The organism is Burkholderia sp. Bp9090 (assembly GCF_003857985.1).
Classification (GTDB): domain Bacteria; phylum Pseudomonadota; class Gammaproteobacteria; order Burkholderiales; family Burkholderiaceae; genus Burkholderia.
The window spans coordinates 62,986-79,333 of the sequence record NZ_QTPV01000020.1; the positions used below are offsets into that span (position 1 = coordinate 62,986).

Here is a 16,348-nt window from a genome sequence, read left to right on the forward strand (position 1 = left end):
ATGATCTCCGCACGAACGGGCCGATCGGCAACGATTTTCCCGCCTTCCGGTTTCCGTTCGATCCGCCCGTATCGTGTCGACAGCCTCCTCCGATTCCCTGCGCCCATGACGTCGTCGTGCTCGCCGGAAATCCGCTCGACGATATCGGCCTCGTCGCTGGAGAAGGCGAACGTGTCGCGTACGTGCTGCAGCGGGGCAAGATCGTGAAGGCCCGGGCGGCGGCCTTGCGCTGACCGTCCGCGCGGGCCGGCCGGCAATCGTCGGCCGGCCCTGCCCGTCACTCGACCGTCACCGATTTCGCCAGGTTCCTCGGCTTGTCGATATCCGCGCCGCGCAGGCACGCGGCGTGATACGCGAGCAGTTGCAGCGGCACGACGTGCAGGATCGGCGACAGCAGCCCGTAGTAATCTGGCATCCTCATCACCGACACGCCTTCGCTGCCGTCGATCCGCGTATCGGCATCGGCGAACACGTACAGCTGACCGCCCCGCGCCCGCACTTCCTGCATGTTCGACTTGAGCTTCTCGAGCAGCGCGTCGTTCGGCGCGATCGTCGCGACCGGCATCGCGTGCGTCACCAGCGCGAGCGGGCCGTGCTTCAGCTCGCCGGCCGGATACGCTTCCGCGTGGATATACGAAATCTCCTTCAGCTTCAGCGCCCCTTCGAGCGCGATCGGGTAATGCAGCCCGCGCCCGAGAAACAGCGCATTCTCGTGCCGCGAGAATTCCGCGGCCCAGCGCTCGATCTGCGGCTCCAGCGCGAGCACGTCGTCGAGCGCGCCCGGCAGCCGCCGCAGCTGCGTCGCATAGCGCGCGAGCTGCGCATCGTCGACGTAGCCGCGCAACCGGCCGAGCGTCACCGCGAGAATGAACAGCGCGACGAGCTGGGTCGTAAACGCCTTGGTCGACGCGACGCCGATTTCCGGGCCGGCGCGCGTCAGGAACCGCAGGCTCGTCTGCCGCATCATCGCGCTGGTCGGCACGTTGCAGATCGCGAGCGTATCGATATGCCCGAGCGCCTGCGCATACTTGAGCGCGGCGAGCGTGTCGGCGGTCTCGCCCGATTGCGACACGCCGACCACGAGCGTATTCGGCAGCGCGAGCGCATCGCTGTAACGGTATTCGCTCGCGATCTCGACCTGCGCCGGCAGGCGCGCGATCGTCTCGAGCCAGCGGCGCGCTGTCAGGCCGGAATAGTGACTCGTGCCGCACGCGAGGATCAGCACGTTGTCGATCTGCTCGAACGCGCGCGCGGCATCGGGGCCGAACGCCGCCGGATCGAACAGCCCCGCATCGGGGATGGTCGCGGCCACGGCCTGCGGCTGCTCGAAGATCTCCTTCTGCATGAAATGCCGGTACGGCCCGAGCTCGACCACGCCTTGCGTCGACGAGACGGTCTGGATCGGACGATCGACCGGCGTGCCGCCGCGTTCGAGAATGCGCACGCCGCCCGGCGTCAATTCGACGATGTCGCCCTCCTCGAGAAAGATGAAGCGGTCGGTGATGCCGGCGAGCGCGAGCGCGTCCGACGCGAGGAAGCATTCGTCGTCCTTCAGGCCGACGACGAGCGGCGAGCCGACCCGCGCGCCGATCAGCCGCTGCGGCTCGTGCTTGCTGAACACCGCGATCGCGTATGCGCCGTGCAGCTGCGACGTCGCATCGCGCACGGCGGCGAGCAGGTCGCCGTGGTACTTGCTATGGATCAGGTGGGCGACGACCTCGGTGTCGGTCTGGCCATCGAACTGGTAATGCTCGTCGGACAGTTGCCTGCGCAACGTCTCGTGATTCTCGATGATGCCGTTGTGCACGAGCGCGATCTCGTCGCGCGAGAAGATCGGATGCGCGTTGCAGGTGGCGGGCGCGCCGTGCGTCGCCCAACGGGTGTGCGCGATGCCGGTGCTGCCGGACAGCCCGGCGCTGCGCACGTGCGCGTCGAGATCGGCGACGCGCGACACACTGCGTTCGCGGCGCGCCTGGCCGTCGACGACGGTCGCCACACCGCATGAATCGTAGCCGCGATACTCGAGGCGGCGCAGACCTTCAATCAGAATCGGAACGACGTTCCGTTGCGCGACCGCGCCGACGATGCCACACATGACACGTCTCCTTCCCCTGTTTCCATTGATCGACCGTGCGCTTCTGTATCAACGCGATCCGGTCACCGTTGTCTTCGCCATCGTGAACCCGCATGGGCGGGAGCGAGCGGGTCGGCATCGGCGTAATGGCCGGCACACACTCCGTCGCGTCGGCAACCGGCCGTGGTGCGAGGTCAAGCGCGGCCTGCACGCCGCCCGCCCGGCACGGGTCGTCGCGCCTGGCAGGTTTGTCGTATCGGTATCCCCGCCCTTCCGTCGTCGCTCGAACTCGGACGGGCACGCCTGTCCTCCTGAACAAAGCAAGCGGTGAGCCATGGATCGCCCTGCCCCGTGATGCAATGGCCTGCGGGTACCCGATCGACGGGCTCGCGGCACGGATCGCGTGTTTTTGATTCACCGGTGAATCAGGGTTCACCTCCCCCCTAGCGGGATCTTCCGCCTTCAGTGAACCGAAACGTCGCGCGCCACCCTTTCTGCTGGTCGACCGCTGCAGGCTGTCGTTGCAGGGCTCTTGTCCGGCAACGCTCCGTGCGCGGCGTGGCACACATCGACCAACCGACGTGCGGATATGGCCGGCCGGCTCCGGACGGTCGTTACAGATACGCAACATTTCGCATCGCCCGCTACGGACGATGCGAGCGCCGCGATTCGTCAGGGTCATCCTTCGTGCGGAACCACTGCGTGGCAGCCGACGACGTCCCCCACGTTGCCCGGACAAAACTCGCATGTCGAAACGCTCCGAGGCGCGTGACACGGCGCATGCGGTTCGATCGGCAGCCAGCGCGCGACGCAAGTCGCCATCCTCCGCATGACGTGACCGGCTCGATGGCGCAAACGGTCGGATTTTTACCCGCACCGCGGCAGGGCGCCGCAATCGCGCTCGTAGCAATTGTGAAACGTTCCCTGGCATTCCACCGGTGCGGCGCGAAGCGGGGCCGGCCACAGGGCCACTGGTTTGAATATTGCTCTATCGGAAGGAGGAACGGGTGCGGGCGCGCAGCGACGTGGAAACGTACGCGGCCTGACCGGCAGACATGGCGATCGACACAGCGAGAAATGCTCATGACGTGATTGACGAGGTGCAACGGGACGGCCGTAGTTCGACGATTGCGTGGCGCAGACCACGCGGACAAAAACGGCGCGCTCGCCCCGCAATACCGCTGCATGTCGCGCGACTGGCGCCGATACATGCGGGGACGGGACGGGTTGCCTGCAACCATGCCTGGCGCCAGACGCCGGATCTTCCGGCGCGAAGATGCTCAACGAGGACATCGATGAAAAAGATCTTGCTTGTGTTCGGAACTCGACCGGAAGCCATCAAGATGGCGCCGCTCGTCCGCGCGCTGAAGGCGCGCAAGGATGTCGATGCCCGCGTATGCGTGACCGCCCAGCATCGGGAAATGCTGGATCAGGTCCTCACGTTGTTCGACATCAAGCCCGACTACGATCTCAACCTGATGCGTCAGAGCCAGACGCTGACCGACGTGACGACCGGCATTCTTCAGGCGATCGGGACCGTCTTCGACGACTTGCGTCCGGACGTCGTGCTGGTGCACGGCGACACGACGACGACGCTGGCCGTCAGTATCGCGGCGTTCTACCGCTATCTGCCGGTCGGGCACGTGGAAGCGGGCTTGCGCAGCGGCGACATCTGGTCGCCGTGGCCGGAGGAATTGAATCGCCGCGTGACCGATGCGGTATCGTCATGGCACTTTGCGCCGACCGGCCAGGCGCGCGACAACCTGTTCAGCGAAGGCGTGCCGGTGGGTGCGGTCGTGATGACGGGCAACACCGTGATCGATGCGCTGCACGACGTCAAGCGCATGCTCGACCACGATAGCGCGCTCCACGACAAGGTCGCCGCACACTTTCCGTTTCTCGAAGCGTCGCGCCGCGTCGTGCTGATCACCGGCCATCGCCGCGAGAGTTTCGGCGAACCATTCCGGCATTTCTGCGAGGCGCTCTGCACGCTCGCGAAGCGCTATCCCGATGCGCAGTTCGTCTATCCGCTGCACTTGAATCCGAACGTGCGCGAGCCGGCGCGCGCGCTGCTCGGCAGCGTACCGAACATCTACCTGATCGAACCCCAGGAATACCTTTCGTTCGTATTCCTGATGTCACGCTCGCACTTCATCATCACCGATTCGGGCGGCATCCAGGAGGAAGGGCCGGCACTCGGCAAGCCGGTGCTCGTCACGCGCGAGACGACCGAGCGGCCCGAAGCGATCCACGCCGGCACCGCGCGGCTCGTCGGCACGGACCAGGAGCGGATCGTCTGGGAGGCGTCGCGGCTATTCGACAGCGACAGCGCGTATGAGGAAATGGCGCGCGCGAGCAATCCGTATGGCGACGGCCATGCGAGCGAGCGGATCGTTCATGCGCTGATGCACGCGCCCGGGGCGACCGCAAAGGCGACGAGCTTTTCGATGGGCGCCGCGGAGATGCCGTTCAACCCGCTCACCCTGGGGTTGCAGGCGTTGCGCTCGCGTTGAAGTCGCTCGCCGGACGGCATGCCGACGGTCGGCGACGCGTGATGTCGCCGACCGTCATTCGTCGGACGCGAACCTCCATCCAGCGCCGTCGAATCGCGCCGTGCGAGCGACGGCTGCGACCCGTGTCTGCCGCCCGCTATCCCGCTATCGGACCACGGCATCGGCCATTGATTGCGCCTGCGCGACCAGCCGCGGATAAATCCGCTGGGTCCCCACCTGCCTGGCGAAACACGCCTGCCGCACGTTCTCGGGCACGCGCGCCGCGCCGCACGCCGCGATCGGGCGCAGTGTCACGCCCCGCCACAGGATATAGACGCGTTGGCCCTGCCGGACCGACACGGCCAGCGTGTTCGGCCCGTCCGGCACGCCGTCCTGGCTTTCGCCCAGCAGCCACGCCTTCACCACGCCGTCGGCCGGCTGCCGCTTGACGGGCAACTCGGCGAAGCGAAACGCGGCGGCGTCGTCGCTGAATACGTGCGTGTAAAGCGTTTCGTTGCCGAACATCGCGGCGACGTCGTCGGTCGGCTTGATGCCGGCGTCCGCCGTGCTCGCCCAGGCCTTCAGCAGCGGAACGGTCGTCACGACGAGATGCGTCTTGCCGTCGTCCGACTTGAAGGACAACCCGTCCGGCCCCGGCGGCATCCCGTCGACCGGGCCAACGCTCTGCACCGTGCCCTCGGCCTGCGCGACGAACCCTCTCGCCCTGACCGTGCCAATTAGTTTGGCGAGCCGCGCGTTCACGTCGGCCGTGTACTGCCGGTCGAGGCCCGCCCGATCCTCCATCCGGGCCGCCGCCACGGCCGCCGCGGCCTGCTTCCGATAGGCAAGATACGCATCCGCCGGCGATGCGATCACCTTCGCCCCGACCGCGACGAGCACCGCCGCGACCACCACCGCCCCCACCCCGATCTTCAGTCTTGAAATGCGCTTCATTTTTATGACGTCACCGATTCCCGCGCCGACAGCGAAAACGGCTACCGTATCCCCACGGCAGCCGTCCCCCAGAAACGCGTTCATTCTAACGTCGCGCGGATGCTATTCATCTACCTTGAACGCCGATACCAGGCGCGTCAGATCCGCCGCCTGCTGCTTCAGGCTCTCCGCGGCCGCGGCGCTTTCCTCGACCAGCGCCGCGTTCTGCTGCGTCATCTGATCGAGCGACTGCACCGCATCGCCGATCTGGTCGATGCCCGCGCTCTGCTCCAGGCTCGCCTCGGCGATCTCGCTCATCATCGCGCTGACGCCCTGCACCTGCGACACGACATCGCGCATCACCTTCCCGGCCTCGCCGACGAGCCGCGACCCGGTGCTCACCGTCCCCGCACTGTGCTCGATCAGCGCCTTGATCTCCTTCGCCGCCTGCGCGCTGCGCTGCGCGAGGTTCCGCACTTCCGCCGCGACGACCGCGAACCCGCGCCCCTGCTCGCCGGCGCGGGCGGCCTCGACCGCCGCATTCAGCGCGAGGATGTTGGTCTGGAACGAGATGCCGTCGATCATCACGATGATCTCGGCGATCCGCCGCGACGCATCGCTGATCTGCTCCATCGTGGTCACGACTTCGCCCACGACCTGCCCGCCGCGCGTCGCCGTGTCAGCGGCGCCGGTGATCAGCTGCGCGGCCGTCGTCGCGGTTTCGGTGTTGTTGCGCACGACCGCCGTGATTTCCTCCATCGACGAAGCCGTCCGCTCGAGGTTGCCCGACTGCCCTTCGGTGCGTTCGCTGAGGTCGGCATTGCCCGACGCGATCTGCGCGGACCCGGTCGCAATCGACGCGGACGCCGCGCGGATCCGGTGGACGAGCGTCGACAACGACGATACGAAACGGTTGAACGCGTCCGACAGCTGGCCGATCTCGTCCTGGCTTTCGACCGTCATCCGGCGCGTCAGGTCGCCCTGGCCGCTCGCGATGTCCGACAGCAGCGTCGCCGCGCGGCGGATCGGCGCGGCGATCGCACGCCCGACCAGCCAGATCACGACCAGCGCGACGCCGAGGCCCGCGATCGCGGCGACGAGCGCCGCACTGCGAACCGCACGCGTCACCGGCCCGAGCAGTTCGGCCTGCGGCACTTCGACGACCACGTACGCATTCAGCTCCGGAACGAACGATGTCGCGATGAAGCGCGCGCCGCCGTCGCCGTCGTAGCTCAGCGTCGCATACGGCTTGCCGGCCAGCAGCGTCGACGATGCGTCGCCGGGCAGGCCCGGTTCGTCCTTCAGGAAGTGCTTGCCGTCGATCAGCGCCGCATCGCGATGCATCATGATCGCGCCGTCCGGCCGCACGAGGTACGCAAACCCGGTGTCGCCGATCCGGTATGCGGCGATCCCCTTCGCGAGCACGTCGACGGACAGGCTCATGCCGGTCGCGCCGATCGGCGTGCCGTCGAGCTCCACCCGGCTGTTGATGAACATCATGTAGCCGCCGGCCGTGACCTCGCGGTCCATGTTCACCTCGTAGGCCTTGCCCGACGCGAGGAAATCCGTCAGCCACCGATCCTTGTCGGTGACCTTCCGCTGCAGGCCGGCTTCGTTGTAGTAGTTGCCGCTCTTCACCGACACCCACTGCACGGACGCCGCCTTCTGCTCGTCCTTCACGTTCTTCGCGAGCTGAATCCAGCTGCGCGTGCCGGCATCGGGCTCGCCGTCGGCCTCCCATTGCAGCAGGAACGCATCGCGCGCAAGGAGGCGCGACGCGGCAATCGGCCCGGCCATCTGCCGCTGCACGTCGGCGCGGATGCCGCTCACGGCCGTCGGCAGCTCCTCGCGGACGACGCGATCGCGCACGGCGTTGCCGATCAGACGGACGCTCAACCCGCTCGAAATCGCGACGAACACGAGCAGGCAACTCGTCATGCTGAGAATCAGCTTGTTCTGAATGGACAGCTTGCGCCAGAAATGCATGGGGAACCCTCGATAACCGCTCGGTCTGAGCCAGCCTGGGTTATCGGCAGGCATGCGCGGAATCGCATCGCCGGGTTCACATGTTCGTCATCCGAGATCCGATATGTCGTCGACGGGCGGCCGTCGCGCGCCCGTCGAGGTTCGCGCGCTCAATACGCGACGAAGATCGTCACCCGCCGGTTGCGCGCCCGCGCGGCCGCATCGTCGCCCGCGACGAGCGGCTGCGTATCGGCCCGCCCGATCGCGGCGAGCCGGTGCGGCGCGACGCCGCGATCGGCCAGATAGCGCACGACGCTGCCCGCCCGCGCGGACGACAGCTCCCAGTTCGACTCGTATTTCGCGTTCGCGATCGGCACGCTGTCGGTATGCCCTTCGACGAGGATGTCGCCGCTCGCATGCGCGCTCAGCGCCTGCGCGATCTGGCTCAGCACCGGTGTCGCGTCCGGCAGCAAGCGCGCATCGCCGACGTTGAACAGGATCTTCGCGTCGATGCCGATCTCGATGCCGTGCGGCGCGCGCACGAGCGAGATGTGGCCGGCCGCCTTCAGCGCGTCGAGCGATGCGAGCCACGCGGGCATGCGCCCGGTCGCTGCGTCGGGCGCGCTTGCCGTCCCGCCGTCATGCCGCGCAAGCGTCTGATAACGCGCATCGAGCGCGTTGTATTTCGCGAGCTGCAGCACGTACAGCGCGAGAAACAGCACCATCAGCGTCGTGACGAGATCCGCGTAGGAAATCAGCCAGCGCCCGGACTGCGTGCCTTCGGCCTCATCGTCGTCGCGCCCGGCCGCGGCCGAACCCGCGCGCGCGCCGTCAGTTCGAGCGGTCATGTCGAAGCTCCCGGTGCGTCATGCGAGCGACTCCGCCGCGCGACCGCGCACGTCGCCGGTCAGCCGCGTCTCGATCGTGTGAGGCGACTCCTTGCGCGAGATCGCGAGCAAGCCGTCGAGATACAGCTTGCGGAACCGCAGTTCGCTGTCGATCTGCGCGCGCAGCTTGCCGTAGAGCGGCAGGAACACGAGGTTCGCGAATGCGAGGCCGTAGAGCGTCGCGATGAACGCGACCGCGATGCCCGGCCCGAGCTGCGCCGGTTCGAGAATATGGCTCGTCACCTGCACCAGCCCGAGCACCGAGCCGAGAATGCCGAACGTCGGCGCATAGCCGCCGGCCTGGTGCCAGACGCGCGCGGCCGCGAGGCGGCTGCGCTCGTAGGCGTCGAGCTCGCGCTGCAGCGCGTCCTCGAGCACCGCGGTCGACACGCCGTTCGCGAGCAGTTCGAGCCCGCGCCGCGCGAACGGATGGATGCCGCTCACGTCCATCGATTCGAAGGCGAGCAGCCCGTCGAGCTTCGCGCGATCGCCCCACTCCAGCAGGTCGGTCAGGTGCTTGCGGTCGACTTCCTGCGCGCGCACGAACGCGAGCCGCAGCTGCTTCACCGCATCGAAGAAGCGCGCCCACGTATTCTGGATCATCACCGCGCCGAGCGTGCCGCCGAGCACGATCACGAGCGCTTCGAACTGGAACAGCATTGAAAAATGTCCGCCTTCCAGCGCGAAGCCGAACACGATCGCCACGCCGCCGAGCAGCACGCCGGCCAGGGTCAACAGGTCCATGGATGTCTCCGTCGGGTGGGCGTTACGCGGCGGATGAAGCCGGCGGCACGGACGCCGCCGGCGCCTTGGCCGCGCGCACGGCATCGAGCACGCGCCGCTCGATCTCCTCGATCTCGATCGGGTCGAGCTTGAGCTCGCGGCGCATCACCCACGACACCTCGTTGCGCCGCGCTTCCGTCATCACCGAGAACAGCTTGTCGGCCACCGCGCGATCGTCGAGGCTCGCGATCAGCTTCGCGAGATCGTACGTATCGAATGCGCTGATCACGTCGAACAGCGTGCGCTGGTCGACCCCCACGAGATCCTCGAGCGCGCGCACGTCGCCGCCGGCGCGCGGGCTGCGCCGCGAGAAATACGCGACGCCTTTCTGCCCGACGTAACCGAGCACCTTCGACTTGCGGAACGCGAACACCTCGTCGGCGATCTCGCCGTGCGACAGCTTGTTGAGCAGCAGCTTCCGGTCGACGCCGATCAGCGCTTCGAGATCGGCGAGCTCGATCAGCTCCAGCTCGCTGTTGATCGACACGTCGAGATCGTGATCGGCAACCTGCTGCGCGCGATCGACCACGCGCGCCGCATCGAACGTGACGGTCTGGCGCGCATCCGACGACGCCGGGTAATCGGCCGCGCCGCCGGCATGGTCGCCCTGCGCGGCTTCGATCGTGACGAGATTGAGCTTCTCCATGCGGCGCAGCATCGCAAGCACGTGCGGGCGCGAATGGCCGGCAATCGCGCGGCACCGGCGGATCACCTCCGCGAGCGGCACCGACACCTCCGCATGTGCCTGCATCGGCCGCCGCGACCACGCGTCATCGGAGCCGCGCGCGTCGGCGCCCGCCATCAGCGACAGCACGTGCGCATACGACAGCACGCCCGGCATGAAGTCGGCATGCGTATAGGTCGCGAGCTGGTCGTCCTTGCGCTTCACGCGCCGGATCATCGTGCGCACGATGTGGCGAAGCAGCGCCGACACGTGCTCGATTTCCTCGTCGATCGTCGCGGCCGGCACGACCGTGAGCTGGCAGAACGACAGCGCCTTCGCGGTATGCGCGCGCGGCTCGGCGGCGAGCAGCGCCGATTCGCCGAAGAACTCGCCGCGCCCGAGCGTCGCGACGACGACGCGCTTGTCGTCGCAGCGCGTCGACAGCTCGACCTTGCCGTCGGCGATCAGAAAGATGACGGGCTCGCCGGCGAAGCCCTCCGAGTAGATGATCTCGCCGGGCGCGGCCGTACGCGTCCACGATTGCTGACGATTCATGTTGGTTCCCCTGCAGCGCTGGTTGTTGCGGACTGCGCGTCGCATGTCACATGCATGCGATCGGCAGTCATCCCCGTGCCCGTTTAACGTCATCGGCGCCGGCATCCTTTAGCGAAATCCTGCGCGTTACCGACGAAAATCAACGTGAAACGTTTGCGGATTGCCAGCATCGTCAGCAGATTCTTCGATGCGTGCGGCACCGCCCGTGATCGGATCACCGCCTGGCCATCGCGAACGATGCGGCCGATCGTGAGCACGGCAGTGTTGACGATGGCGAAGTCGATGTCGAAGCCGATGTCAAAGCCGATGTCGAAGTCGAAGTCGATGCCGAAGCCGAAGCCGAAGCCGATGTCGATGTCGATGTCGAAGCCGACCGCGAAGCCGAAGCCGAATCGCAGCGCGTATACCCGAATGCGCCACCACGCCCGGTCGTCAGGAGGTTCGCCGTTCCGCCGGTCGTCCCGATGCCCGCTTGCAAACGTTTCGGGATGCTGCGTTTTTGATCGCCAGCCAGCCGCGCAGCAATTTCCATTCCGCAGCATCCGCCCCCTTATTGCGCATATCGTCCGATAATTACCTTTTATTTTCGTCTAAAATCTCGCTTCTTCTTACCTTAGGACGGAACCGAAGTTTTGATTAAACTGACGAAAACCATCTCACGCACGGCCATTGCCGCATGCGTTGCTTATGCCGGGCTGATGCCCTTGTCCCAAACCGCCAACGCCCAGGTCGAACCGCTGAAGAATCCGGTCTACGGCGTCACGCTCGATGACCTGACGAAACTGGACGCGATCATCGCGTCGCTGCAGAACCTGCCGTACCGACCGACGGTGCGCGTCGTGTTCGATCCGGGCACGTCGGCCGCCGACTACTACGCACCGCTGCTGCGCCTGCACTCGGTCGCATACGTGATGGGCGAAGTCTACGATTCGTACTATTTCCCGACGGATATCACGACGTACAAGGCGCGCACGCAGGAACTGGTGTCGCAGCTGAAGAACACGGTCGACGTGTGGGAAATCGCCAACGAAATCAACGGCGAATGGCTGCGCAACGATCCGAGCGGCACGAACACCGTGGTCAATTCGGAAGAGCAGCAGATCGGCCAGATGGTCGCCGCGGCCAACACGATCGTCAAATCGAACGGCGGCAAGACTGCGATCACGCTGTACTACAACGACGACAGCAAGGGCAACAACTGCTGGGAGAAGCCGCAGGATTACTGGAAGACGTGGCCGACCGCGTTCCTGCCGGCGACGGTTCGCCAGCAGGCCGACTACGCGCTGTTCAGCTACTACCCGTACCAGGATTGCCCGGGGCTGAATCCGTCGTGGAACAACGACTTCGCGGCGCTGGAAAGCATCTTCCCGAACGCGAAGGTCGGCTTCGGCGAAATCGGCACGTCGGATATCGCGGCGCCTGCGTCGGTGCAGCAGAACCTGATCAAGACCTACTACCCGATGGTCAACAGCATGACCGATCCGCGTTTCATCGGCGGATTCTTCTGGTGGAACTACGTCGAGCAGATGCTTCCGTATTCGACCAGCTCGTACTTCCAGCTGCTGCGTCAAACGATCATCACGCTCAAGTCGCCCAGCTGATCAGCCTCACCATCGAGTCGCCTGATCGTCAGCGCAGTTGCTCAGAACCACAATGTCGCGCGTACCACGAGACCACGTGCGCGTGCCGCTGACGTCAACCCGAACCGGTATTGCACCGTCACGTCGAGATAGCTCGCCGGCGCGGTATACCTGCCTTCGCGAAACCAGTACCTGAACTGGACCCCTGGCCCCGCACCGATTGCCGTCTTGTCAGGCTGACGGTTGTCGTGATCGCCCGCCACCGCGGCGTGCGGGTAGACGGTCAGCCGGTCGCTGATCATCGGCAAGCGCCACGTGTGCCCGTAACGCAACTCCGAATAGATGATGTAACGCCCGGCATTGATGAAGTACGCACCTTCTACATAGGCCTGCCAGCTGCGCCAGCTCGGTTCGGTGACCCGCAGGTCGGTGCCCGCCTCCGACGAGTAACCCAGGCGCATCAGCCAGTCCGTCATCGACAGGCTGCCGATATGGAACAACCGCTCGGCGGTCACCACCACGTTCTGATCGGGTATCGGCTTGTAGCGCACGCCCACCGACCCCTGCACGGTCGGCATGCCGGTCACGTTGCCCGTGCCGTCGTAGGCCGTGCCGTATCCGCGCACGAAGAACTGGAGAATGCGGCCGTTCCGATAGCCGATCTTCGGCGGCTGCCAATACGCCTCGATACCCGGCTGGAGCACGCTGATCGTGCCTTGCGGGCCGAACGCGGCCGACTGGTATGGCGCGCTCAGCACGAAACCCCAGGTGCGCTCGAGTTGCTCGACCTCCCGCCGATAGCCGAACTTGCGCTGCGCGTCGAACGCATGTTCGTTTTCGTCGGCGTCGAGACTCTGCTCGAACATCTGGACGGACTGCTCGTTCAAGCCGATCCGCTTGGCCGCATAGCCGGCGTCCGCGTAGTTCATCGCGTTGCCGGCGCCACCGGCGAAACCTTCCTGAAATGCGTCGAGCGCCTCGCGATCCTTGTGTTCGCGCAGGAGATCATAGGCGTGCTGCAAGGTCCGTTGCGCGGTATCGTCCACCGGCACCTCGGGCTGCTGATCGGCTTGCCGCGCCTGTGCCGCGATCGACTCGGCCATGCTCCGCTCGGCATCGGTCGATGCGTCGCCGGCCGCCAGCTCGGCCACGCGGAGCGCGCTGTCGTGGTCGCCCGCCTGCAAGCTCATCTGCGCGATACGCAACTGAATCACGGCGGATTTTTCATCAGCCAGCGGCGCCAGCGCGACGCCGGCCTCGTGCGGACGCTTCGCCGCGAGCGCACTGTCCGACCACGCGAGGCGCAAGTTGCGCTGCTGCTCCTTGCTCCAGTTTCCAGTCGCGACGGCCGCCGCGAAATTGCTGCACGCGACGTCGTAGCGCATCTGCCGCTGCGCCAGATAGCCATGCTGCGCCAGTACCGCCGCGCTTTTCGGAAAACGAACGCTAAGCGATTCCAGCAGCGCGTCCGCTTCGTCGACTTTCCCTTCGCGCCGGTACACATCCACGAGCAACAGCCCGAGTTGCTCGCTTCCCGGCTGAATCTTGAGGGCGCGCAACGCGTACGCTTCCGCGCGGGGCAGGTCGCCTGCGTTGATCGCCTTGTAGGCGCCATCGGCGAGCCGATAGGCTTTGGGGTTGAGCTGCTGGGCGGCGGATGCCGGCGCCTGCCAGGCGAGCGACAGGGCAATGGCCAGCGCGCTCAAGCGTGCGCAGCGCTTGAGGCCGGCCGCGATCGGACGTGTCGAGCGCTTCATGCCTGTTCTCCCGACGGCTTTTTCACCGGCACTGCCTGCTGCGTCGCGCCGTCGCCGTCGCGCAGCCGCGCGATTTCGACGAAGCGCGAGTGCCGGCCGAGTTCGGCGGCGATCTCCGCATCGCAGGCAATGAAATACGCAACGTTCGTTCGGGCGCCGCGCCGCACGACGTCCTGTTCGTCGTGCGTAAGCGGCCGCCCGACCGCGACGTTCAGCGTCCCGTCGGCGGCGGTCGAAAACGGGACGACACGATACGCGTACTGCAGCTCGAATGCCAGCGAGTCCGCGAAGTGGCCCACCGCTACGTTGCCGAGGCTTACCCGCGGCAGATCGGCCTGCTCGGCGATCGCATCCGCCAGCGATTCGGTGGACAACGCACTGGCTTCGAGCAACAGTTCGCCCAGCCGCTTGCCGCATGTCAGTTGCCGCTCGAGGCCGTCCTCCAGTTGCGCCGGGGAAACCACGCCCCAGCCGACCAGGATCTCGCCGATCTTGTGGCGCACTTTCCCGAGTTCTTCGTTGGACAGGTATGTGTGACTGGTCTTGTCCCATGCGATCGGCTTGCCGCTCACCAGGTGGCCGACATAGATGCGCCACGCGCGACTCACCGCGCAGAAATTGATCAGGTTGTTGACGAACATCCTCGGGATCGAGAGCAGCCCCTGGAGCGGGCCGTTCAGCTTGCTGACGAAGTAGAAGCGCTGTCCGGCACGGGCGAACAGCATGAGGGTGTTGACCCACAGCAGCGGCGTGACCCAGGCACTGGCCGTCACGAGGTGAGCGCTGGCGGGAATGACGTGACCGGCATTCTGAAGAACGGAAAGCAACACGAAGTTGAGCAGCACGCCATAGGCAATCACCGAAAACAGCGACGTCACGATGCCCTTGCGATCGTGGAAGAACATGTAGCGGGTGAGGAAGTCGCCCTTCCAGCCGAGTTGCTCCCAGCCTTGAAACGCGATACCGAGAATCCAGCGCGCGCGCTGCCGGTAGGCGGTGCGGAATGTCTTGGGAAAATACTCGCGCGTGGCCAGCAGGTTTCGACCGGCGGCACCGTCCTTGGCGCGCTCGCCGCCGGCATCGCGCACGATGTCCGAAAGCGGCGTGCGGGCGAAGGTTTCCTTCATGCCGAGGTCTCTCAAGCGAAAGCTGAAGTCATAGTCCTCGGTCAGCGAACTCGTGTTGAACGGGCAACCGTTGCGCTCCTTCATCGCCGCTTCGATCGAACGCCGGCTGTAGCACGATGCAACACCCGCGCCCGGCACGACCCCGGTCAAGCGTGCCCGCACCGGCACGTCCTTCTGGTGCGTTTCGCTGAAATCGTCGAGATAGCAGCCGGCGACGAACTCGTTCCATTTCCGGGGCAATGACAGCACGGGAAGCTGGACCAGATCGCTCTCCGCCACCGCATGGTTGAGGTACTTGAGTTCGACCGGGTGAATGACATCTTCGCAGTCGTGCATGACGACGCCCGCGAACTGAATATGATGGACCGCTTCGTAACGCAGGATCGCCTCGAGAATCCAGTTGAGGCAGTCCGCCTTGCAGGTCGGCCCGTCGTTCATGACCGTGGCACGCGTCACCCTGCCCGGATACCGGCGGACCATCCGTTCGACTTCCGCCGTGGTTTCGGCGTCGTTGTGATAGGTGCCGACGAAGATGACATACCGCTCGTACTCGATGGTCGCCAGCGTGTTTTCGATCATCTTGGCGATCACGTCGTACTCTTTCCATGCCGGCACCATGAGTGCCAGATGGCGCTCTTCCAGCGCGCGCAGCATGCCGATGTCGACGGTCTGCGATTTCTCGCGACGCAGGATGCGCCCGATTTCGAATGACCAGTAACAGCCATCCAGCGTCAGGTCATCCAGCGTGCTGACCAGGATGACGAGGGCGGTCACAATGGCGACAAGGTTGAGCGCATATAAATACGCACTCCATATCATATTATCCATTACCTTTCCGCGATTTTCGCTCGTCTGTATTTCTTCTCCGCACACCAACGGAAGACGAAACCGCCCTGTCCCCGTCGACCCCGTCACGTCCACTCCTGCGGCTAACGCCGCATCCGTTCTCGTCGTTCTCAAAAGACTCGAGGCTGCCTGGAGCGCTATTGATACGACCACGCAACATCACCAAAAATGCAACGTGTTCAGTGGATGACTTTTGACAGCCGGTTTCCCCGCTTGCCTGCATTCGTCCCCTGCGTGCGCCGGCGCTTGCAGCCGCCCCCCGATCCAGCGCCTTGCAGTGCGCCCCATACACCGCCTCTTCGATACACAGCGCTTCAAGCAAGTCGTGCGCCATCGTCCACCACCCTTGCGCCTTCCGGGTACCGGGCGTGTGCCGCACACGATCGGCGAATCGAAACCGAGCCAAATGTTTCAGTGCTGAAACATGCGGACCGGCGTTCCGAATATGAGACGTTTGGCAGGTTCTCTACCCTCGCCCCGATCATCGCGATCGGAGCGCGTCACGCGATTCCGTCGATCCTGGACGGACGAATCGACGATGAAACCGAAAATCCGGTGCTCCGGTCGCCGTTGGATGGATGCGCCGCCGGCTCGGTTGCCGCGTTGCCGTGGGCGGAACGAAGCACGCAACCGGTTTCACCTGAATCGCTCAAACAGACGTTACGCGTTCGTCGGACCCAATTCC

The 16,348-nt window shown here is 65.6% G+C and carries 11 protein-coding genes; 2 read left to right on the top strand and 9 right to left on the bottom strand.

From position 1 onward, the window contains the following. Positions 1 to 277 precede the first annotated feature (277 nt). Positions 278 to 2,095: a glutamine--fructose-6-phosphate transaminase (isomerizing) gene (gene glmS / locus DIE16_RS19400; protein ID WP_124893237.1), complete on the bottom strand. Its 1,818-nt coding sequence runs from the start codon at positions 2,093 to 2,095 to the stop codon at positions 278 to 280. 1,274 nt (positions 2,096 to 3,369) lie between these two features. Here glmS and wecB point away from each other — a divergent pair. Continuing rightward, positions 3,370 to 4,587 carry a non-hydrolyzing UDP-N-acetylglucosamine 2-epimerase gene (gene wecB / locus DIE16_RS19405; RefSeq protein WP_124488785.1) on the top strand — a complete coding sequence of 406 codons (1,218 nt, stop codon included), beginning with the start codon at positions 3,370 to 3,372 and terminating at the stop codon, positions 4,585 to 4,587. Between the two features lie 144 nt (positions 4,588 to 4,731). On the opposite strand, the gene DIE16_RS19410 is transcribed toward wecB, so the two are convergent. The 6 genes from DIE16_RS19410 to DIE16_RS19435 form a co-directional block, all read right to left on the bottom strand. Next, positions 4,732 to 5,520 (bottom strand): hypothetical protein, encoded by a 789-nt coding sequence (locus DIE16_RS19410; protein ID WP_124893265.1) that lies wholly within the window; start codon positions 5,518 to 5,520, stop codon positions 4,732 to 4,734. 102 nt (positions 5,521 to 5,622) lie between these two features. Beyond that, the gene (locus DIE16_RS19415; protein WP_124893239.1) at positions 5,623 to 7,485 is read right to left on the bottom strand and encodes a methyl-accepting chemotaxis protein; all 1,863 of its coding nucleotides are present in this window, start codon (positions 7,483 to 7,485) and stop codon (positions 5,623 to 5,625) included. A gap of 149 nt (positions 7,486 to 7,634) precedes the next feature. Continuing rightward, complete coding sequence (locus DIE16_RS19420) at positions 7,635 to 8,312, bottom strand: OmpA family protein (RefSeq protein WP_124645987.1); 678 nt, start codon at positions 8,310 to 8,312, stop codon at positions 7,635 to 7,637. An 18-nt stretch (positions 8,313 to 8,330) separates the two neighbouring features. Beyond that, positions 8,331 to 9,095 (bottom strand): flagellar motor protein, encoded by a 765-nt coding sequence (locus tag DIE16_RS19425; protein WP_044847579.1) that lies wholly within the window; start codon positions 9,093 to 9,095, stop codon positions 8,331 to 8,333. Between the two features lie 22 nt (positions 9,096 to 9,117). After that, positions 9,118 to 10,353 (bottom strand): Crp/Fnr family transcriptional regulator, encoded by a 1,236-nt coding sequence (locus tag DIE16_RS19430; RefSeq protein ID WP_044847580.1) that lies wholly within the window; start codon positions 10,351 to 10,353, stop codon positions 9,118 to 9,120. An 89-nt stretch (positions 10,354 to 10,442) separates the two neighbouring features. Beyond that, positions 10,443 to 10,895: a hypothetical protein gene (locus tag DIE16_RS19435; protein WP_185735487.1), complete on the bottom strand. Its 453-nt coding sequence runs from the start codon at positions 10,893 to 10,895 to the stop codon at positions 10,443 to 10,445. A 156-nt stretch (positions 10,896 to 11,051) separates the two neighbouring features. On the opposite strand from DIE16_RS19435, the gene DIE16_RS19440 reads away from it, so the two are divergent. Further along, the gene (locus tag DIE16_RS19440) at positions 11,052 to 11,954 is read left to right on the top strand and encodes a hypothetical protein (RefSeq protein ID WP_260426900.1); all 903 of its coding nucleotides are present in this window, start codon (positions 11,052 to 11,054) and stop codon (positions 11,952 to 11,954) included. A gap of 41 nt (positions 11,955 to 11,995) precedes the next feature. Here the strand turns inward: DIE16_RS19440 and DIE16_RS19445 are convergent, their stop codons facing one another. After that, on the bottom strand, positions 11,996 to 13,690 hold the full coding sequence (locus DIE16_RS19445) for a bacteriophage N4 adsorption protein A (protein ID WP_124520334.1): 1,695 nt from the start codon (positions 13,688 to 13,690) through the stop codon (positions 11,996 to 11,998). Next, a complete protein-coding gene (locus DIE16_RS19450) occupies positions 13,687 to 15,645 on the bottom strand; it encodes a glycosyl transferase family protein (protein ID WP_124893243.1) in 1,959 nt (652 codons plus the stop codon). Before DIE16_RS19450 ends, DIE16_RS19445 begins: the two co-directional genes overlap by 4 nt. Between the last annotated feature and the right edge of the window lie 703 nt (positions 15,646 to 16,348).